This is a genomic window from Chitinibacter sp. SCUT-21, assembly GCA_041874755.1.
GTDB lineage: Bacteria > Pseudomonadota > Gammaproteobacteria > Burkholderiales > Chitinibacteraceae > Chitinibacter.
The window spans coordinates 928,919-948,030 of sequence record CP102611.1 but is presented as its reverse complement, the minus strand read 5'-3'; the positions used below and the strand labels follow the sequence as shown (position 1 = coordinate 948,030).

The 19,112-nt window shown below is 47.2% G+C and carries 17 protein-coding genes; 13 read left to right on the top strand and 4 right to left on the bottom strand.

The annotated features are described in order from the left end of the window. Window positions 1-17: 17 nt before the first annotated feature. The 13 genes from NT239_04410 (at window position 18) to NT239_04350 (ending at window position 13,161) form a co-directional block, all read left to right on the top strand. Window positions 18-659: a protein-L-isoaspartate O-methyltransferase gene (locus NT239_04410; GenBank protein ID XGA72092.1), complete on the top strand. Its 642-nt coding sequence runs from the start codon at window positions 18-20 to the stop codon at window positions 657-659. Window positions 660-804: 145 nt separating this feature from the next. Then, the gene (locus NT239_04405; protein XGA72091.1) at window positions 805-1,869 is read left to right on the top strand and encodes a Wzz/FepE/Etk N-terminal domain-containing protein; all 1,065 of its coding nucleotides are present in this window, start codon (window positions 805-807) and stop codon (window positions 1,867-1,869) included. A 58-nt stretch (window positions 1,870-1,927) separates the two neighbouring features. Further along, window positions 1,928-2,989, top strand: coding sequence for a dTDP-glucose 4,6-dehydratase (rfbB, locus tag NT239_04400; GenBank protein ID XGA72090.1), 1,062 nt, complete (start codon window positions 1,928-1,930; stop codon window positions 2,987-2,989). Between the two features lie 2 nt (window positions 2,990-2,991). After that, complete coding sequence (gene rfbD, locus NT239_04395) at window positions 2,992-3,906, top strand: dTDP-4-dehydrorhamnose reductase (protein ID XGA72089.1); 915 nt, start codon at window positions 2,992-2,994, stop codon at window positions 3,904-3,906. A 37-nt stretch (window positions 3,907-3,943) separates the two neighbouring features. Next, window positions 3,944-4,828, top strand: coding sequence for a glucose-1-phosphate thymidylyltransferase RfbA (gene rfbA / locus NT239_04390; protein XGA72088.1), 885 nt, complete (start codon window positions 3,944-3,946; stop codon window positions 4,826-4,828). A gap of 2 nt (window positions 4,829-4,830) precedes the next feature. Further along, window positions 4,831-5,379, top strand: a complete 549-nt coding sequence (gene rfbC, locus NT239_04385) for a dTDP-4-dehydrorhamnose 3,5-epimerase (GenBank protein XGA72087.1) — start codon at window positions 4,831-4,833, stop codon at window positions 5,377-5,379. Next, a complete protein-coding gene (locus NT239_04380) occupies window positions 5,376-6,617 on the top strand; it encodes a flippase (GenBank protein ID XGA72086.1) in 1,242 nt (413 codons plus the stop codon). Before rfbC ends, NT239_04380 begins: the two co-directional genes overlap by 4 nt. 23 nt (window positions 6,618-6,640) lie before the next feature. After that, window positions 6,641-7,759 carry a hypothetical protein gene (locus NT239_04375; GenBank protein ID XGA72085.1) on the top strand — a complete coding sequence of 373 codons (1,119 nt, stop codon included), beginning with the start codon at window positions 6,641-6,643 and terminating at the stop codon, window positions 7,757-7,759. Between the two features lie 11 nt (window positions 7,760-7,770). Continuing rightward, window positions 7,771-8,670, top strand: a complete 900-nt coding sequence (locus tag NT239_04370) for a glycosyltransferase family 2 protein (GenBank protein ID XGA72084.1) — start codon at window positions 7,771-7,773, stop codon at window positions 8,668-8,670. Between the two features lie 7 nt (window positions 8,671-8,677). Continuing rightward, window positions 8,678-9,586, top strand: a complete 909-nt coding sequence (locus NT239_04365; GenBank protein XGA72083.1) for a glycosyltransferase — start codon at window positions 8,678-8,680, stop codon at window positions 9,584-9,586. After that, window positions 9,579-10,526, top strand: coding sequence for an SDR family oxidoreductase (locus tag NT239_04360; GenBank protein ID XGA72082.1), 948 nt, complete (start codon window positions 9,579-9,581; stop codon window positions 10,524-10,526). The genes NT239_04365 and NT239_04360 overlap by 8 nt, the downstream gene beginning before the upstream one ends. 127 nt (window positions 10,527-10,653) lie before the next feature. Further along, window positions 10,654-11,217 (top strand): sugar transferase, encoded by a 564-nt coding sequence (locus NT239_04355; protein ID XGA72081.1) that lies wholly within the window; start codon window positions 10,654-10,656, stop codon window positions 11,215-11,217. A 45-nt stretch (window positions 11,218-11,262) separates the two neighbouring features. Next, complete coding sequence (locus NT239_04350; protein XGA72080.1) at window positions 11,263-13,161, top strand: polysaccharide biosynthesis protein; 1,899 nt, start codon at window positions 11,263-11,265, stop codon at window positions 13,159-13,161. Between the two features lie 58 nt (window positions 13,162-13,219). Here NT239_04350 and rng read toward each other — a convergent pair whose 3' ends face one another. The 4 genes from rng to leuS form a co-directional block, all read right to left on the bottom strand. Further along, a complete protein-coding gene (gene rng, locus NT239_04345) occupies window positions 13,220-14,671 on the bottom strand; it encodes a ribonuclease G (protein ID XGA72079.1) in 1,452 nt (483 codons plus the stop codon). A gap of 1 nt (window position 14,672) precedes the next feature. After that, window positions 14,673-15,704: a DNA polymerase III subunit delta gene (gene holA / locus NT239_04340; protein ID XGA72078.1), complete on the bottom strand. Its 1,032-nt coding sequence runs from the start codon at window positions 15,702-15,704 to the stop codon at window positions 14,673-14,675. Further along, window positions 15,704-16,228: an LPS assembly lipoprotein LptE gene (gene lptE, locus NT239_04335; GenBank protein ID XGA72077.1), complete on the bottom strand. Its 525-nt coding sequence runs from the start codon at window positions 16,226-16,228 to the stop codon at window positions 15,704-15,706. The genes holA and lptE overlap by 1 nt, the downstream gene beginning before the upstream one ends. Before the next feature lie 96 nt (window positions 16,229-16,324). Then, entirely contained in the window at window positions 16,325-18,958 is a 2,634-nt protein-coding gene (leuS, locus tag NT239_04330; protein XGA72076.1) for a leucine--tRNA ligase, read from the bottom strand. Window positions 18,959-19,112: the final 154 nt, after the last annotated feature.

Genomic DNA, 19,112 nt, shown 5'->3' with positions numbered 1-19,112 from the left:
TTTGAGGTGACACAAACATGGATTGGGAAAAAGCACGATATTTTCTGGTAGAACAACAAATTCGCCCATGGAATGTTTTAGATTCGGCAGTGCTAGAACGCATCCTTAATACCCGCCGAGAAGACTTCGTACCTCAAGACAAAAAAGAATTGGCTTTTGTTGACGTAGAGTTGCCATTGGGTAACGGCGCTTTGATGCTGGCTCCCAAAGTAGAAGCGCGTTTACTACAAGAAGTGGCGCTGAAAACTACGGACAAAGTGTTGATCGTTGGTGCGGGTACTGCTTACCTTGCCGCTCTGGCCGCTGGCCTCTGTGCGCAATTGGTGGTGATCGAGGCAGACACTAAGCAAGCAGAACAAACCAATGCCGCATTGAAAGTGGCGGGCATTAAAAATGTCAGCATTGAAGTAGGAACAACCCTGACTAGCAAGCAAGGCCCATTTGATGCGATTATTGCAGCGTCATCTTTTGATGCCGTGCCAGCGGAATTAACTGCGCAATTAGTTGCTGGTGGCCGCTTGATTACCGTTCTGGGTGAAGAACCGATCATGCACGCAGTGGTTGTGACGGTGGATGGCGCTGGTAAGCAAGTTAGCCGAGAAGTGTTTGATTACAATTTGCCGCGTTTAAAAGCGCAGTGTAAAAACTTTATGCTGTAAAAAATTGATCAAATAAACATCAAATTAATTGAAAAAACCCGTCTGTTTGGCGGGTTTTTTCTTACAGTGCAACACTGCTTGTATGTCCTTCGTTATAATCTTGCTAATGTAATTGTTGTCTAAATCGTCTGAAGAAGAACATCTAATGAGTATTGAATCACAACCAACTGCGCCAGCGAACGCGACGGCAGATGATATATCGTTGCTCGACTTGGTTTTAGTTCTGGCCAAACATAAAAAATTAATTATTGGTTTACCAATTGTCGCGGGTTTAGTTGCTGCTGCGGTGACATTTAGTGTGCCTAATGAATACACGGCGACGCTTAAAATTGCGCCGTCGAAAAATGCAGCCGTGTACAACTGGGTTTTGACGAACGATCAAGTTTTGGAAGATATTTCCAAAGAAATGAAGCTGGCTGAGCATTACGATACCAAGGGTCGTAAAGCTACACGTAAAGAAATGAGCAAAAATGTCAAAGTGACGTTGAATGCGAAAGACGCGTACCTAGATGTCAATGTAACCGATGAAAACCCTGAGTTTGCCGCAAAGCTGGCTAACCGAATGGGAAGTGCCTTGCAAGAAAACCTGTATACCATGCGTCTGCTTGATCAATCAAAGTCTCGCTATGATCTCGAGTCTCGCCGTGAAATCGCGTTAAAAAATAAAGCCAAGTTTGATGTTGAAATTAAAAAGCCAGAAATGGCCGCGACGATAGCCTTACTTTCGCCTGCCGATCAGTATGGTATTACAAGTCTAGCCGCGATTCAGGCTGAATCTACCTTGCAAGGTGGGGTTTCTGACCTGATGCAAAATGAGTTGGTGCGTATGCAGGATCAGCTCGCGAGTCTGCAGCGTTTGGTTGTGGATGGGATGAAAAAGCAATCCTCTGCGGCAAATACTGGCTTATGGATTGCATCAGTTGATGCTTTACAACAGCAATCGTATTGGGACGCACTGATTGAGAGATTGGATCGCCGTATTGATTTGCTGAAAAAGCAAGAGCTTGATGAGCTGAAAATGACCGCTGCTGAAGTACCTGATGAAAAATCGGGGCCGAAACGTAGTCTCATTGTCTTGTTGTCCGCATTTGCCGCTCTGTTTGGTGCTGTTCTGTGGGCATTTATTAGCGAAGCTTTTATTAAGTCGCGCGAAGATCAAAACTCAACGGCCTTGATGGATAAAATCGTAGCAGCATGGCGAGCGCAGTAAATTAAACCATAAGCTTAATTCTTGTGTTGCATCAAAAACTGTTTGGAAGAATATTGGAATGACTATTTTAGTAACTGGTGGTGCCGGTTTTATCGGTGGTAATTTTGTATTGGATTGGCTCGCAGGTAGTGATGAGACTGTCATTAACGTTGATAAGCTGACCTATGCAGGCAATCTCGATACCCTCAAGTCATTAGATGGCGATGCCCGTCATATTTTCGTACGTACCGATATTGGCGATCGCGAAGTCATTGGTAAATTGTTGGCTGAACATAAACCTCGTGCCGTAATTAACTTTGCTGCCGAATCGCACGTCGATCGTTCAATTCACGGACCGGGCGATTTTATCCAGACTAATGTGGTGGGTACTTTTAATCTGCTCGAAAGTGTTCGTGCTTACTGGAATGAGATGCCTGCTGATGAGAAGGTTGCGTTCCGTTTCCTGCATGTCTCGACTGACGAAGTGTACGGCACGTTGGAAGCCAACGATCCGCCGTTTTCTGAGACCAACACTTACGAGCCAAACAGCCCGTACTCTGCTTCTAAAGCTGCGTCGGATCACCTCGTTCGCGCATGGCACCACACCTATGGTTTGCCAGTGTTGACCACCAACTGCTCAAACAACTACGGCCCCTACCATTTCCCAGAGAAATTGATTCCACTGGTGATTTTGAACGCGCTCAATGGCAAGCCGCTGCCGATTTATGGCGATGGTCAGCAAATCCGCGATTGGTTGTATGTGAAAGACCATTGTTCTGCAATTCGTCGCGTATTGGACGCGGGCAAAGTCGGCGAGACGTATAACGTCGGCGGTTGGAACGAAAAAGCCAATCTCGATGTGGTGAAGACCATTTGCACCTTGCTCGATGAATTGCAGCCACGCGCCGATGGCCAAGGCTATGCAGAGCAGATCACTTACGTGACCGATCGTCCTGGCCACGATCGCCGTTACGCGATTGACGCGCGTAAACTCGAGCGCGAGCTGGGCTGGAAACCAGCCGAGACGTTTGAATCAGGCATCCGCAAAACGGTGGCGTGGTATCTGGGCAACCAAGCTTGGGTAGGTAATGTGACCAGTGGTGCATACCGCGAGTGGGTATCAACCCAATACGGAGCCTAATCATGGCCTCTCATGCAATACCCAAGATATTGGTGACGGGTAAAAACGGCCAAGTTGGCTTTGAATTACAACGTAGCCTCGCCGTGCTCGGCGAGGTGGTTGCGGTTGATCGCGAAGAATGTGATCTATCGAACCCGGCGGCGATTCGTGAGCTGGTACAGCGCATTCGCCCCGACATCATCGTCAACCCTGCTGCGCACACGGCGGTCGATAAAGCCGAATCCGAAGTCGAATTCGCCACGGCTCTGAATGCGACCGCGCCGCAAGTGTTCGCCGAAGAAGCCGCCAAGCTAGGCGCTTTGTTGATTCACTATTCGACTGACTACGTGTTTGATGGCAGCAAAGACGGTTGGTACGTTGAGACCGACACGCCCAATCCACAATCGGTGTATGGCAAAACCAAATTAGCGGGGGAGCTGGCCGTAGTGGCTGCTAATCCGCGGCATTTGATCTTCCGCACTAGCTGGGTCTTTGGTGCACACGGCGGTAACTTCCTAAAAACCATGCTCAAGCTGATGCAAACACGCGATGTGCTCAGCGTAGTGGCTGATCAATTCGGCGCGCCTACCGCTGCGAGCCTACTCGCCGATGTTACCGCGCAAATCATCGCACAGTACCTGCGCAGCACTGACAATGCTAATTTTGCCTATGGCACTTACCATCTTGTCGCCGCCGGTGAAACTAGCTGGCATGGGTATGCATCGCTAGTAAATGATCTTGCTGCTCAGCAGGGCTATACCCTAAAAGTAACTAGTCAAGAGATCAAAGCCATTCCAGCCAGTGACTACCCTGTACCCGCGCCGCGCCCAGCCAACTCGCGTCTGAACACACAAAAACTACAAACCACGTTTGGTTTAACGTTGCCCAGCTGGCAACAAGGCGTAGGGCAAGTGATGACGTTGCTCAAACAGGCTTAGGCAAACTAAACGAATACTGAAATTAGGAAAAACACACATGGCCAATCGCAAAGGCATTATCCTCGCCGGTGGTTCAGGTACGCGTCTGTACCCAGCCACTATCGCAGTCTCAAAACAATTGCTCCCGATCTACGACAAACCGATGATCTACTATCCACTCAGCACCTTAATGCTGGCGGGTATTCGCGACATTTTGATTATCTCTACCCCACAAGATACGCCGCGGTTTGAGCAATTGCTTGGTGATGGCAGCCAGTGGGGTATCAAGCTGCAATACGCCGTACAAGCAAGTCCAGATGGTTTGGCGCAAGCATTTATCATCGGTGAAGAATTTATTGGTCAAGCCGATGTTGCGCTGGTGTTGGGTGACAATATTTTCTACGGGCATGAGTTTGCTGAACTGCTGCAAGCGGCCGCAGCCAAAGAAAGTGGCGCTAGCGTCTTTGCTTACCACGTGCATGATCCTGAACGCTACGGCGTTGTCGACTTTGACACCAGTGGCAAAGCGCTATCAATCGAAGAAAAACCTGCGAAGCCAAAATCAAACTATGCCGTCACTGGCCTCTATTTCTACGACAATAAGGTCGTTGAAATCGCCAAAAACATCAAACCATCACCGCGTGGTGAATTGGAAATCACCGACGTCAACGGCGAATACCTCAAGCGTGGCCAACTTGACGTGCAAACCATGGGTCGTGGATACGCGTGGCTTGATACCGGCACACACGAATCCATGCTCGAAGCCAGTCAGTTCATCCAAACGATTGAAGCACGCCAAGGTCTGAAAGTATGCTGCCCGGAAGAAATCGCCTACCGTCAAGGATGGATTAATGTTGGACAAGTAGAGCAACTCGCGCAACCGTTGAAGAAAAATGCCTATGGGCAATACCTATTGCGCATGATTGCTGAGAAGGTGTTCTAAGCATGAATGTGATAGATACAGCTATTCCCGATGTCAAAATCATCGAACCGAAAGTGTTTGGCGATGAGAGAGGCTTTTTTTACGAGAGCTTTAACCACGCTAAATTTGAGGAGGCGATTGGTCGCGAAGTGAAATTCGTGCAAGACAATCACAGCAAATCAGTCAAAGGCGTTTTGCGTGGCCTGCATTATCAAATTCAACATCCACAAGGCAAGCTAGTTCGCTGCACCCGTGGCGAAGTGTTCGACGTCGCAGTGGATTTACGAAAGTCTTCGCCGACCTTTGGCAAGTGGGTCGGTGTGACACTGAGTGAAGAAAATAAAAGACAGCTATGGATCCCCGAAGGCTTTGCGCATGGCTTTGTGGTGGTGAGTGAGGTAGCTGAGTTTTTATACAAAACGACAGATTATTGGTATCCGGAGTTTGAACGAAGTATGCTGTGGAATGATCTTGATTTAGCCATCGAATGGAGACTCGATGGCGAACCTCAATTGTCAGTGAAAGACTCAACCAAGGCGAGTAATTTTAAAAGCTCAGAAATATTTTTATGAGCATTTTGAAGAATAGTATTTGGAATGTCGGCGGGGTAATCATCCCTACATTAATTGCGATTCCTGCTATGGGTGTGCTTGCTAGGACGTTAGGGGTCGAAGCATTTGGTATATTTACTATTGCATATGCGTTAATAGGTTACGCAAGTATTTTCGATGCTGGCTTGTCTAGAGCTGTAGTCAGAGAAGTTGCAATTTATAGAAATAGTACTGAGGAAATATGTCAAACGATAGGCACTTCAGTTGTGGCTGTTTTGGTTTTGAGTATGTTCTCGTCAGTGCTTATTTTTTATAGTGCATTTTATCTAATTGATTTTTTAAATGTTAGCCCCGGTTTGCATGATGAAGTTGTTCATAGTTTCCAACTTTTGGCTTTGTGTATTCCGACATTTTTACTTGTCCAAGTCTGGTTAGCATACTTTGAAGGGGCTGAGTTATTTGCAGAATTAAATGTTCTAAAAACGATAATTAATTCAATTGTTGCGATTTCCCCTTTGCTTTGTTTTTTTTATGGCGGCGGCTTACATGGTGCCATTTTAGGGTTGATTGCTGGACGCTTCGTCTCTGCTATCATTGTTTATAGCGTCACCGCTTATTATCTACCCAGTGGTAGAAAAAAATATAGTAGATTGGTTTTGAATCGATTGGTTAGTTTTGGTGGCTGGATTACAGCTAGCAATATTATTAGCCCCATTATGGTATATTTTGATCGGTTTGTGCTTTCAAATTTAACTGGAGCACAAAATGTGGCTTATTATACAGCGCCTTCTGACGTGGTTTCACGATTGTTAATTATTCCTGGTGCTATTGTTAAGGCCTTATTTCCGAGGATTAGCAAAGAAACCTCATTATTTGAATATAAAAAAAGTTTGCGCCATAGTTATTTTGCCATGTTGTTTGCTTGCTTGTGCATTGTTCTTCCATTTTTTATATTCGCCGATAAGGTTTTATACTATTGGATGGGGTGGAGTGATGTCGCTGATTCTGTGTTGGTTTTTAGAATGCTTTTGATTGGCTTTGTTTTTAATGCTTTGGCTCATATCCCATTTACTCAAATTCAGGCGCGTGGACATGCGAAAGTTACGGCAATAATTCATATGTTTGAGGTGTTGCCATATCTTGCAATGCTATATGCTTTAGTTTCAAGCTATGGGCTTGTTGGGGCTGCGTTTGCGTGGGTGATTCGAGTGTTTTTTGATTGTTTGCTCTTGAACTTGTTTGTTAGGCAATTCAGATAAATTATCCTACTTGGATATGCTCCATGACTAGTAGAAGATTAAGTGGTTTTGATGTTTTTTTGTTGTTTTTTGTTACTTTTGAGATGGTGCTTGGTGGCGGAGGTCGTGTATTTGTTATTGCTGAAATCCCTTTGCGGCAAATGTTATTTCTAATTGTACTTCTTCGTACCCTCTATCTGACAGCACTTGGTCTTTGTATAAAAAAATCGACACTTTATTTTGTTTTTGCATTTGTTTTATTCATTCTGTATGGTGTTTTTTTGTCAGTAATAATAGGGTCCTCCGAAAATTGGATGTTTGATGTCCAGCCTTTGTTGTACTTTATTGTGGTTGTTTGGCTATCTATGTTGTCGAAGGAAATTGAACTACTGCACTTCTTCCAGAAAATTCTTGCCTGGAGCGCTTTCTTTATGTCGATTACCTATGTTATGTATTTTGTCTGCATGACTCTGGGGGTTGTGAGCTCGGGAATTGCATACCATACTTTGGGAAGTAGTTCAGAATTTATATTTAGACCTGATTCAGATGGTATGTTTTTTTACAAGGGATTTTTCTTTGTGGCAATAGGGGCGTTGTTTTTTTTTCATAGATCTAACTATGCATTGTTTTTGTTGTGTCTATCGGCAATCGTTTTGAGTGGATCGCGCGGTGTTTTTCTTTCAGTTTTGATTTGCATAGAATTGTTACTGCTTCTTGAACGTCGTTACTTTCTTGCCAGTATTATTGCTGCAGTTGGGGTGACAGCCTTGATTGGAATGTTTAGTTTTTTTTCGGCGAGAGGTGGTGAGTCGAATGCTGTTAGGGTTGCTGACTTTGACTTTTTATATGAAAATTTATCGTTGTTCGACTTTGTTTTTGGGAAGGGTTTTGGTTATTTAATTTCTGGGCGAGAAAGAATTGAAGTGGTTTATTTGGAAATGCTGGCTAAGTGCGGTATTTTTTCCGTTTTGTTTTTTGCTTTTATTTTCTTTCTGTGTGTTAAGTGTTGTAGAAATTCAAATTTTTCTGTGGTGTCAATAGTTTTTGTTTTTTGTGTTTCATTTACGAACCCTTTTTTATTGACGCCTATGGGTATTTTTTTGATTTCAATATTATTGGCCGCCTCGGCAAAATATAAATTTAACCGATTGTTGTTCAAGTAAAGGGCGGTTTGATGAGTGTTTATTCTGTTATTGTTACATTCAATCCAGTGATTGCCAATGTTGAATCTCTATTGCGGCAATTGACGGAGCAAGTAAATGGAGTAGTTGTAGTTGATAATGGAAGCGTTAATGAAGTCGACTTAGCTGCATGCGTTGCCAAGTTTGAGAGAGTAGAATTAATGAAGCTGGCTTGCAATCATGGTATTGCTGCCGCGCAAAATTTCGGAATACGTAGTGCAGCTGCTTCTGGGGCAGAATACATTGTATTTTTTGATCAGGATAGCTCGATTGAATCTGGCTTTGTGGATGAGTTAACTTTAGCTTTTCAAGCTACACCCCCTGCAAAGAAAGTTGCGTGCGTAGCCCCGGTTTTCGTGGATAGTCGGTATGGTTTCTATTATCCCTTGATAGAAGTAAATAAATATGGGTTTAGAAGAAAAATTGAACCGTCTAATAAAAAAGAACTATTCAATGTGAGTTTAGTCATATCCTCAGGTTCGTGCATATCTGTAGATGCTCTGAAGGATATTGGTGGTATGAATGAGGACTTTTTTATTGACTATGTTGATACTGAATGGTGTTTGCGCGCAATTTCTAACGGGTATTCTATCGTGATTGCGCCCAAAGCCAAAATGGAGCACGCAATTGGTGATAGCTCAATTAAGATTTTGTTCTGGAGGGTGCCTGTCCACTCTGCTTTTAGGCGATATTATAGAGTGAGGAATTCATTCTATTTATTGAAGCTGCCCCATGTACCAAAAGTATTGGCGTTGCAAGAGATATTTTCTTCTTTTGTATATCAGGCAATTTTAATTTTTTCTACAAGAAGTTTTAGCCTCTATTTCAGATCTTGGATTGTTGGTGTCCTTGATGGTATTTTGAACCGTCCGAAATTGACGTGGAAATTGTAGGTGGCTTATGTCGTGTGATTTTTCACTTCCTCGCGTTGCTATATTATTAGCTGTTTTTAATGGTGAGGAAAACATTGTAGAACAAATTGCATCACTGGCCACGCAGAAGCATGTCAGAGTTAAGATTTTTTTTAGTGACGATGGGTCTATTGATCGTAGCGTTGAAGTAATTAGTAGCAGAGTTTCGTGTGATTTTGAAATTTTACCAAGCATGAGGTCTGGTTGTGCTGGGGCCAATTTTTTTCGACTAATAAGGGACGTTAATTTTAGTGAGTTTGATTATGTTGCCTTTGCTGATCAAGATGATATTTGGGATGAGAATAAACTAATACGCGCGATTAGTGCGCTCGATGAGTATAAAACTGATGTCTATTCAAGTAATGTGACCGCTTTCTGGCCCGACGGACGTCAAATGTTGATTAATAAGGCGCAGTCGCAGAAAAAATGGGACCATTATTTTGAAGCTGCAGGTCCAGGGTGTACTTATGTAATGCCAGTTTTAATTGCTAGTCAATTAAAAAAAATGATTATTGATAATGTATCCGAGATGAAAGAAATTGCACTGCATGATTGGTTTATTTACGCTTGGGCGAGGCATAATGGCCTTCGTTGGTTTATTGATCCAGTCCCCAGTATGCGTTATCGGCAGCATGCCGCTAATGTGGTTGGGGTTAATAATGGTGTTTCGGCTGCAAAATCTCGCTTTAACAAATTGCGTGATGGTTGGTATTTAAATCAGATCAAGCTTATAGCATCTTCCATTGATGCACTTGATGTGCCGCCAATTTGCTGGGTTGCAAATCCTTCACTCTTGAATAAATTTAAATTGATTTTATCTGTAGCAAAATGTCGCAGGCGTTTTAGAGATCGCTTAGGTTTTATTGTTTTTGTTATGATGCTGCGAAAATATGAATAATATTATCCTAATTACTGGTGCTAATGGTTTTATTGGCCGCGCTTTATGCTCTCGCCTCTTGCAGCAAAAGACATTCTTTCGAGCAGTTACAAGAAGAGGGGAAGGTGGGGGTGGGGCTGTTGGTGATATTGATGAAACAACCGATTGGTCTGATGCTTTGGCTGATGTTGCTGTTGTTGTGCACACAGCTGCACGCGTTCATATTATGAATGATGCCTCGCTCGACCCACTTGCAGAATTTCGAAAGGTCAATGTTGATGGCACTCTAAACTTGGCACGACAAGCAGTGGCGGCTGGCGTGCGCCGTTTTGTCTTTATCAGCTCGATTAAAGTCAATGGCGAAGGCACAAAGCTGGGACAGCCATTTCGTGCTGATGATATTGCCGCACCGCTTGATCCCTATGGCATCTCCAAATCTGAAGCAGAGCAGGGGTTGCTGCAGTTGGCAAATGATACGGGGCTGGAGGTGGTGATTATTCGCCCGCCTTTGGTCTATGGCCCAGGGGTAAAGGCTAATTTTGCATCAATGATGAAATGGTTATGTAAAGGGGTTCCGCTGCCTTTGGGGGCTGTCCAAAACAAACGCAGTTTGGTTGCACTAGATAATCTGGTTGATTTGATCTGGACATGTGTTCAGCATCCTGCGGCTGCTAATCAGATCTTTCTGGCTAGTGACGGTGAGGATTTATCAACCACTGAGCTATTGCAGCGTATGGCAAAAGCCTCGGGGGTTGCCAGCCGTTTGATTCCGGTGCCAATGTGGATGCTGCAAACAGGGGCTGCTCTGTTGGGTAAATCCGATATGGCGCAACGGCTTTGTGGCTCATTGCAGGTAGATATTAGCAAGGCGCGTGAATTATTGGGCTGGCAGCCGCCCGTCAGCGTGGATGAGGCATTGCTAAAAACAGCCCGTGCATTTTTGGACAGGAAGCATTTTTAATTTTGCTCCTGGCATGATTTAGTACCGTTCTGGTGTGATGAGTTTAGGGGTATTATCGTATAGCTTCCCACTTTGCTCGGGAACCTGATGATACCCCTGTTAATCCGCTAAAATTATTTGGATTTTTATGTTGAAGCGTAGTTTTGATTTTTTATTGGCGTTGATTCTGCTTTTGGCATTTCTTATTCCTATTTTGTTAGTTGCAATTTTAGTCAAACTAACTTCTAAAGGGCCCGCTTTGTATTGGTCTGATCGCGTTGGTATTCGGAACGAGATATTCAAAATGCCAAAATTTCGTTCAATGCGGACTGATACGCCAGCGGTGGCAACGCATTTATTGGCAGATCCCAAAGCGTGCCTAACACCGATTGGTGGTTTTTTGCGTAAATCCAGTCTGGATGAATTACCACAATTGTGGTGTATTTTGATTGGAGATATGAGTTTTGTGGGGCCGCGTCCTGCCTTGTTTAATCAGGATGATTTAATTGCATTGCGCACTGAAAAAGGCGTGCATGAATTAGTCCCCGGCCTAACGGGGTGGGCGCAGATTAATGGTCGTGATGAATTGCCAATACCTGTTAAAGTTGGCTTTGATGTTGAGTATCTACAGCGCAGATGCTTTTGGTTTGATCTGAAAATTATGTTTTTGACTGCGGTCAAAGTAGTGCGGCGAGATGGTATTACGCACTAATCGTCAGTTTTATAGCTGTTTTTTTGAATTGGGTTTTCCTGTCTTATGCTTACTAAAGCAATCGGTTTGCCGCGTACTGTTAAAAGTTTAATTATTCTGGCTGCAGATTTTGTATTGCTGCCTATTGCCCTTTGGACGGCAATTGCCTTGCGTCTGGATGATTGGGATTACCCCATGCAATTTGCGTGGTGGTTATTCTTTTTGCCATCTGTAATTGCCGCACCCATTTTTATTCGCTTTGGCCTGTATCGGGCGGTGATTCGATATATCGAGGATAAAGCCGTGGTCACGATTGCGGCAGCGGTTACGTTGGCGACTTTGGGTTTTGTTGCTGCGTTGCAGTTGCTACAAATTACTGGGGTTCCTCGGGGCTCGGTGCTGATTTTTTGGTTGCTAGCGATGGGGATTATTGTTGGCAGTCGTTTTGCTGCCCGTAGTCTGCTGCGCAAGTTGGCGCCGCTCTCTAGCGAAAGAAAATCCGTATTAATTTATGGCGCAGGCAGCGCTGGCCGTCAGTTAGCGGTGGCGTTGCGTACGGGGCAGGAATACGAGCCGGTGGGTTTTGTTGATGATGCACGGGATCAGCAAGGCTTGCAAATAGGTGGTTTGGCTGTTCTTAGCAATCAGCAAATGCGCGAGCAAATTGCTGCTGGACAAATTGATCAAGTTTTGCTGGCGATTCCATCTGCGCCGCGCGCTCGTCAGATTGAGCTAGTCAATCAGCTAGAACCTTTGGCGGTTGAAGTGCGCATATTGCCAGGAATGGCTGATTTGGTTAGTGGTGAAGTGCGCCTAGCCGATGCACGCGAGGTGGGGGTTGATGAGCTTTTAGGCCGTGAGCCGGTTCCACCTAACAAGGAACTACTGGCGCGCAATATTGCAGGCAAAGTGGTGATGGTGACGGGCGCGGGTGGTTCTATTGGCTCTGAGCTGTGTCGCCAAATTATCAAGAATCAGCCTGTTGCTTTGGTTTTATATGAATTATCCGAATTTGCGCTGTATTCAATTGAACAAGAGTTAAGCCATATTATTCGTGAGCAGGGTTTGACTATTGAGGTGCATCCGGTATTAGGCTCGGTACAAAATAGTATGCGCTTGGCAGCGATCATGGCGCGCTATCAGGTTCAGACGGTTTATCACGCTGCGGCGTATAAACACGTTCCGTTGGTCGAATTCAATATTACCGAGGGTATTTTAAATAATGCTTTTGGTACGCGTTCAGCTGCTGCGGCGGCGATTGAGGCGGGTGTTGAATCATTTGTGCTGATTTCTACCGATAAAGCGGTGCGCCCGACCAATGTGATGGGGGCCAGCAAACGCATGGCCGAGCTGGCGCTGCAGGCCTATGCGCAAGACCCAAGTGTAAAAACACGCTTTAGCATGGTACGTTTTGGTAATGTATTGGGCTCTAGTGGCTCAGTGGTGCCGCTATTTCGCAAGCAAATTGCAGCGGGTGGCCCTGTGAAGGTGACTCACCCAGAAATCAATCGCTTCTTTATGACGATTCCCGAAGCGTCGCAACTCGTGATTCAGGCTGGCGCAATGGGGGGGAATGGCGAAGTTTTTGTGCTCGATATGGGCTCGCCAGTGCGCATTGTTGATTTGGCACGCCGCATGATTCACCTGAGTGGTTATCGCGTTCGTGATGAAGCTAATCCGAATGGTGATATTGCGATTGAGTTTTCCGGACTGCGCCCTGGTGAAAAGCTCTACGAAGAGCTACTGATTGGTGATAATGTCAGTGGCACCGAACATCCGCGCATTATGAAGGCCAATGAAAGTTATTTAACTCGCGATGAATTTGAACAAATAGTTGCCGATCTGGGGGTGGCTTGTGTGGCGAATGATGCGCGCACAATTATCAATATTTTGCAGCGCTGTGTGTCGGGCTTTAAGCCAGACCAGGATGTGCGCGACCATTTATACGAGTTTGCCGATCAGTAGTGTTAAGTCCTGGTACAGCTCTGGCAGCTTTTTATAAAAAGGCTTTCGTGTTAATTCCTTAGACTAGTACCACATCAAACTGCTCTTGTGAGTAAGCCGTTTCTACCTGCAGGTAGATCGGCTTACCGATAAAGTCGACCAATTGCGCTAGGTTGGCTGATTCTTCATCCAGAAACATATCAATGACCGCTTGTGATGCCAATATGCGGTATTCGCTGGCGTTAAATTGCTTCGCTTCACGCAAAATCTCGCGCAATATTTCATAGCAAATTGTTTGTGGTGTTTTGACTTCACCACGACCTTGGCAAGTTGGGCAGGGTTCGCACAGGATGTGGGCGAGTGATTCGCGCGTGCGTTTGCGCGTAATTTCGATCAGTCCCAAACTGGTAAAGCCGCTAACGGTGATTTTGGTGCGGTCGCGCGCGAGCGCTTTTTTCAGTTCTGCGATGACCGCCGTTTTATGCTCTTCATTATCCATATCGATAAAATCGACGATGATAATGCCGCCTAGGTTGCGCAGGCGAAGCTGGCGCGCGATGACTTGCGTGGCTTCCAGATTGGTTTTGAAAATCGTATCGTCAAACGAGCGTGTCCCGACAAAGCCGCCGGTGTTGACGTCGACGGTCGTCATTGCCTCGGTTTGGTCAATGATTAAATAGCCACCAAATTTCAGGTTTACGCGTCGGCTGAGTGCGCGTTCAATCTCGGCTTCAACGCCATAGAGTTCAAACAGCGGGCGCTCACCCGAATAATGCTGAATTTTTGGCAATACGTCGGCGACAAAACGTGAGGCAAAGTCGGTCATACGAACGAAATTTTCGCGACTATCTACATGAACGGTTTCAATTTCTTCGGTGACCATGTCGCGTAATACGCGCAATTGCAGTGATAAATCTTGAAATAGCAGCGATTTAGCGGGTTTGGTTTGGGCGCTTTGTTTAATATCGGCCCAAATTAGATTCAGGTAATCGATGTCGGCACGTAATTCTTCATCGGACGCATGATCGGCATTGGTGCGGATAATGTAACCGCAATGGTCCCCTGGCAGTAGCGTCTCCATGCGTTTACGCAATTGGTCGCGCTCGGCATCATCACCAATCCTTTGCGAAATGCCAATATGATTATCTTGCGGTAAAAAGACTAAGAATCTGCCAGCGATGCTGATTTGCGTCGAGAGGCGTGCACCTTTGGTACCGATCGGGTCTTTGATGACTTGCACCATCACCGCTTGGCCTTCGTGCAAAATGCGCTCAATACGTTGCACTTCATTGGGGTTTTGGCGCTGCTGGATCACGTCGGCGATGTGCAAAAATGCGGCGCGCTCTAGGCCGATTTCAATAAATGCGCTTTGCATGCCGGGTAGCACGCGTTTGACTAAACCCAGATAAATATTGCCGACCAAACCGCGATGCGCGGTGCGCTCGATATGAATGTCCTGTACAACGGCGTCTTCGATGGTGGCTACGCGGGTTTCTTGCGGGGTGATGTTGACTAGGATTTGTTCTTTCATCTCAGCGGCTTCTTTGTGTTTTATTGCGGCTTGGATTGATGAGCAGCAGCGCGAGGTCGGTCAGTTCCGCCCAAACCTCACCGTCGCCGATACCTTTGATTAAACCATCGATTTTGCGTGCATGCTGCAAAGCAGCCTTTAAGCACTTGGCGTTGACGCGCGTATGCGCGTCTTCAATCAGTCGTTGTTTATTGCCCCAAATGCGCAAGTCTTTCGTCAGTTGCGCAGCGGCGGTACCGCGGGAGCGCCCTTGGGCATATTTGTACAGAGTGCGAGTTTCTTCGGCCAAGGCCCAGAGTACTAAAACTGGCGATTCGCCTTCCATGCGCAGGCCATCGAGCATATGGCAAACACGGCCAGCATCGCCCGTTAAAACCGCTTCGCCAAGGCTAAACACATCGTAGCGCGCGACGTTGGCGACAGCGGCTTCCAAGTCGCTAAGGCTTAATTCACCTTTGGGGTGGAGCAGCGCGAGCTTTTGAATTTCTTGGTGCGCAGCGAATAAATTACCCTCAACCCGATCAACCAGCCAATCCATTGCGTCAATACTTAAGCTTTGGCCTTGTTGTGCTAGCCGTTGCTTGATCCATTGTGGCAGTGCTGTGCGTTCGATCAATTTGGCTTCAATCACTTCACCCGCTTTAGCAAGCGTTTGCATCCACTTGCTATTCAGTGCGGTTTTGTCAAGCTTGGGTAGGGTGATGATGGTGAGTATGTCGCTAGGAGGATTGCTGGCAAAGCTCTCTAGCGCTTTACCCCCTTCAGTTCCAGGTTTGCCATTGGGGATGCGCAATTCCAGAATTCGCAATTCGGCAAACAGCGACATCGATGCACCCGAGCTGATCAATTGTGACCATTGAAAGTGCGTCGCATTTTCTACCGTCAACACTTTGCGTTCGCTATAACCCGCCGCTCTAGCCGCGTCGCGAATAAGTTGCGCGGCTTCGAGTGCGAGTAAAGATTCATCGCCATGAATCACATACAGCGGGGCTAGGCCGCGCTGCAGTGATTTGGCTACATCATCGGGTCGCATTATTGTGCAGTGCTTGTTGCAGACGCGTTCGAGGCATTGCCCGCCAGTTTTTTGGATGCCGCATTGATGCGGCGGATCATCTGAGATGCACCGTCGCGTTGCATTTCGCGGATCAGACTAGCTTCTTCATTTTCTTTCGATAGCACGCTGTTCTCGTCCCAGGAGATATTGCGCTGCAAAGAAATCGCATTGTCTTCAATAATCATCTCGCCCGCTTTGCTGGCGCTAAAGCGAATCCGGTAGAAGAGGCGGTATTCGGAAACTTGGCCGCTGCTGTTAACGCTGAGCACTTGCTTATCAGCGCCTTCAGATAAAATTTGAATGGTAATTTGTGGTTCCGGCGAGTTTAAATCAACCTTCAGCAGGCCTAATAAGCGACTTAATTCTTGGTAAGCACCACCGTTGCCAACGAGTTTGGCGCTGCTGTACGGCAGCGTTGAGTTTGGGCCATGGCCACGCAAATGAAATCCACACGCCATCAGGCTCAGCGCAAGCAAGGCGGCAAATAGGGTGCGCAAGGACATACCAACTCCTAAAGATACAACGATTGGACAAACTGCTGGGTGAAACAGCCCCTTATCACACGCGCAATAAGGGGCTTACTCAACGATTTACTTCATTTATGCAACGATATTGACCAGACGACCTGGCACGATAATGACTTTCTTTGGCGCGCCTTCGAGGTGTTTTTTCACGCCTTCGTCCGCTAGCGCAGCCGCTTCAATCGCTTCTTTGCTGGCGTCTTTTGAGACGTGAATTTCACCGCGCAGCTTGCCGTTGATTTGCACCATCAGTTTGACTTCGTCTTGCACCAAGGCCGCGCTGTCTGGCTCTGGCCATGCTGCAGTTGCGATGCCGCCGCCGTAGTTCAACTCGCTCCACAAAGTATGCGCAATGTGCGGTGCGGCTGGGTAAATTGCGCGCAGCAAGATACCAAAGCACTCGCGCACGACCGCGGCGTTAGTGCCCTTGTAGCCTTCAAGCGCATTAAGCAACTTCATTACGCCGGATACAACGGTGTTGTACTGCAAGCGTTCGTAGTCGAGGTTGATCTGCTTCAGTGTATTGTGCACTTCAAAACGCAGCGCCTTGTCGTCTTTACTCAACTCAATACCATCGAGGGCATTACTCGCAGCCTTAATCGCATCAAGCTGTTTAAAGCCATACGTCCATAGGCGACGCAGATAACGATATGCGCCTTCAACACCGCTGTCTGACCACGCCGCGCTTTGCTCTGGTGGGCCAGCAAACATCGTGAACAGGCGCGCAGTATCGGCGCCAAATTTCTCGATAATGTCTTTCGGTTCAACCACGTTGTTTTTCGATTTCGACATTTTTTCGATGCCGCCCATGATGACAGGTTGGCCGTCTTCAACGGCAATCGCCGCAATCGGTCGGCCTTTGTCATCGTGCTGAACTTGCACTTCGGCTGGGTAGAACCAGCGCTTTTTGCCACTCGCATCTTCGCGGTAATAGCAATCGCGCAGCAACATGCCTTGGGTGAACAGGTTTTTAAATGGCTCGCCAAAATTGATTAGGCCGGCGTCGCGCATCGCCTTGGTCCAGAAGCGCGCGTACAGCAAGTGCAATACCGCGTGCTCGATGCCGCCGATGTACTGATCCATGCCGCCAGCAGTTTCACCCGTCGCGCCCATCCAGTAAGCGGTGCCGTCGCCAACCATTGCGTCGCCGACTTTCGGGTCGCAATAGCGCATGAAATACCAGCTCGAATCCACGAAGGTATCCATCGTGTCGGTTTCGCGTTTCGCTGGCGCGCCGCATTTCGGGCAGTCGACATTCAGGAAGTCTTCGCGGTGTTTCAGTGGATTGCCAGAGCCGTCTGGAATGCAGTCGGTTGGCAAGACCACCGGCAGTTGCTCGTAAGGCACCGGAACATCGCCGCAGCAATCACAATGGATAATCGGGATTGGCGTGCCCCAGTAGCGTTGACGGGAAATACCCCAGTCGCGCAGACGCCACGTGGTTTTTTTCTCGCCGGCGTCTTGTGCTGCCAAGTCAGCCGCCACCGCGTCCACCGCCGCTTTGTAGCTCAAGCCATCGTATTTACCCGAATTAACCGTCACGCCGCGTGTTTTGTCGCCATACCATTCGGCCCAAGCGTCAGTGCTGAAGGTTTCGCCTTCCACTGCAATCACTTGTTTGATGGCGAGATTGTATTTTTTGGCAAAAGCAAAATCGCGCTCGTCGTGCGCCGGAACGGCCATCACCGCGCCATCGCCATAGCCCATCAAGACGTAGTTACCGATCCACACTTCCACTTGCGCGCCAGTCAGCGGGTGAGTCACGAACAGGCCCGTTGCAACACCGACTTTGTCTTGCGTTGCCAATTCGGCTTCGGTGGTACCGCCTTTTTTACATTCTTCGATAAACGCGCTCAGTTCAGGTTTCAGTTCTGCCGCGCGCGTCGCCAGCGGGTGCTCAGCCGCCACGGCACAGAAGGTCACGCCCATGATGGTGTCGGCGCGGGTGGTGAAGACGTACAGCTTGCCGTCTTGCACCAAGTTGCCGTCAGCGTTTTTGATATCGTGTTTGAAGGCGAAACGCACACCTTCGGATTTGCCGATCCAGTTGCGCTGCATTGCGCGCACCATGTCCGGCCAGCCTTCCAGCGTATCGATGTCGTTCAGCAGTTCATCGGCGTATTTGGTGATCGCAAAGTAGTAGCCAGGGATTTCGCGCTTTTCCACAATCGCGCCCGAACGCCAGCCGCGGCCATCCACCACTTGCTCATTCGCCAAGACAGTTTGATCAACCGGATCCCAGTTCACGATCTGGGTTTTTTTGTACGCAGTGCCGTTTTCCAGCATTTTCAAGAAGAACCACTGGTTCCACTTGTAGTATTCAGGATCGCACGTCGCGATTTCGCGTGACCAGTCAAACGCCAAGCCCAATGGCTTCATTTGCGACTTCATGTCGTCGATATTGGCGTAAGTCCATTCTGCCGGTGATTTTTTATACGCAATCGCCGCATTTTCCGCTGGCAGACCAAACGCATCCCAGCCCATCGGCATCAGAACGTTAAACCCTTTCATCCGCAAGTGGCGCGCCAACATATCGTTGATCGTGTAATTACGCACGTGGCCCATATGCAATTTGCCCGATGGGTAAGGCAGCATTGAGCAGGCGTAGTACTTGGGTTTGCTAGCGTCTTCGGTGACTTCAAACGCGCGCGCGTCTTCCCAATGCGCTTGGGCTGCGGCTTCAACGGAAAGCGGTGAATACTGTTCTTGCATGGTTGGCTGCGAGATCTAAAAATTCAAAACGCCGATTATACCTTAGCTGGCGTTGCACTGCGGAAGTGAAAGCATCTGCTCGGGCTATGCTGGCTTGTATTTGTAGTAATTCGTTAACTAGACTGAATTCGGCTGAAAAAGCGGCATTGAAAAT

Excerpts from the sequence above, each read along its gene's own strand:
- rfbB (XGA72090.1), top strand. The coding sequence starts at position 1,928 with ATGACTATTTTAGTAACTGGTGGTGCCGGTTTTATCGGTGGTAATTTT.
- NT239_04365 (XGA72083.1), top strand. The coding sequence starts at position 8,678 with ATGTCGTGTGATTTTTCACTTCCTCGCGTTGCTATATTATTAGCTGTT.
- leuS (XGA72076.1), bottom strand. The coding sequence starts at position 18,958 with ATGCAAGAACAGTATTCACCGCTTTCCGTTGAAGCCGCAGCCCAAGCG.
- NT239_04360 (XGA72082.1), top strand. The coding sequence starts at position 9,579 with ATGAATAATATTATCCTAATTACTGGTGCTAATGGTTTTATTGGCCGC.
- NT239_04405 (XGA72091.1), top strand. The coding sequence starts at position 805 with ATGAGTATTGAATCACAACCAACTGCGCCAGCGAACGCGACGGCAGAT.
- NT239_04370 (XGA72084.1), top strand. The coding sequence starts at position 7,771 with ATGAGTGTTTATTCTGTTATTGTTACATTCAATCCAGTGATTGCCAAT.
- holA (XGA72078.1), bottom strand. The coding sequence starts at position 15,704 with ATGCGACCCGATGATGTAGCCAAATCACTGCAGCGCGGCCTAGCCCCG.
- lptE (XGA72077.1), bottom strand. The coding sequence starts at position 16,228 with ATGTCCTTGCGCACCCTATTTGCCGCCTTGCTTGCGCTGAGCCTGATG.
- NT239_04380 (XGA72086.1), top strand. The coding sequence starts at position 5,376 with ATGAGCATTTTGAAGAATAGTATTTGGAATGTCGGCGGGGTAATCATC.
- rfbD (XGA72089.1), top strand. The coding sequence starts at position 2,992 with ATGGCCTCTCATGCAATACCCAAGATATTGGTGACGGGTAAAAACGGC.
- rng (XGA72079.1), bottom strand. The coding sequence starts at position 14,671 with ATGAAAGAACAAATCCTAGTCAACATCACCCCGCAAGAAACCCGCGTA.
- NT239_04375 (XGA72085.1), top strand. The coding sequence starts at position 6,641 with ATGACTAGTAGAAGATTAAGTGGTTTTGATGTTTTTTTGTTGTTTTTT.
- NT239_04410 (XGA72092.1), top strand. The coding sequence starts at position 18 with ATGGATTGGGAAAAAGCACGATATTTTCTGGTAGAACAACAAATTCGC.
- rfbC (XGA72087.1), top strand. The coding sequence starts at position 4,831 with ATGAATGTGATAGATACAGCTATTCCCGATGTCAAAATCATCGAACCG.
- rfbA (XGA72088.1), top strand. The coding sequence starts at position 3,944 with ATGGCCAATCGCAAAGGCATTATCCTCGCCGGTGGTTCAGGTACGCGT.
- NT239_04350 (XGA72080.1), top strand. The coding sequence starts at position 11,263 with ATGCTTACTAAAGCAATCGGTTTGCCGCGTACTGTTAAAAGTTTAATT.
- NT239_04355 (XGA72081.1), top strand. The coding sequence starts at position 10,654 with ATGTTGAAGCGTAGTTTTGATTTTTTATTGGCGTTGATTCTGCTTTTG.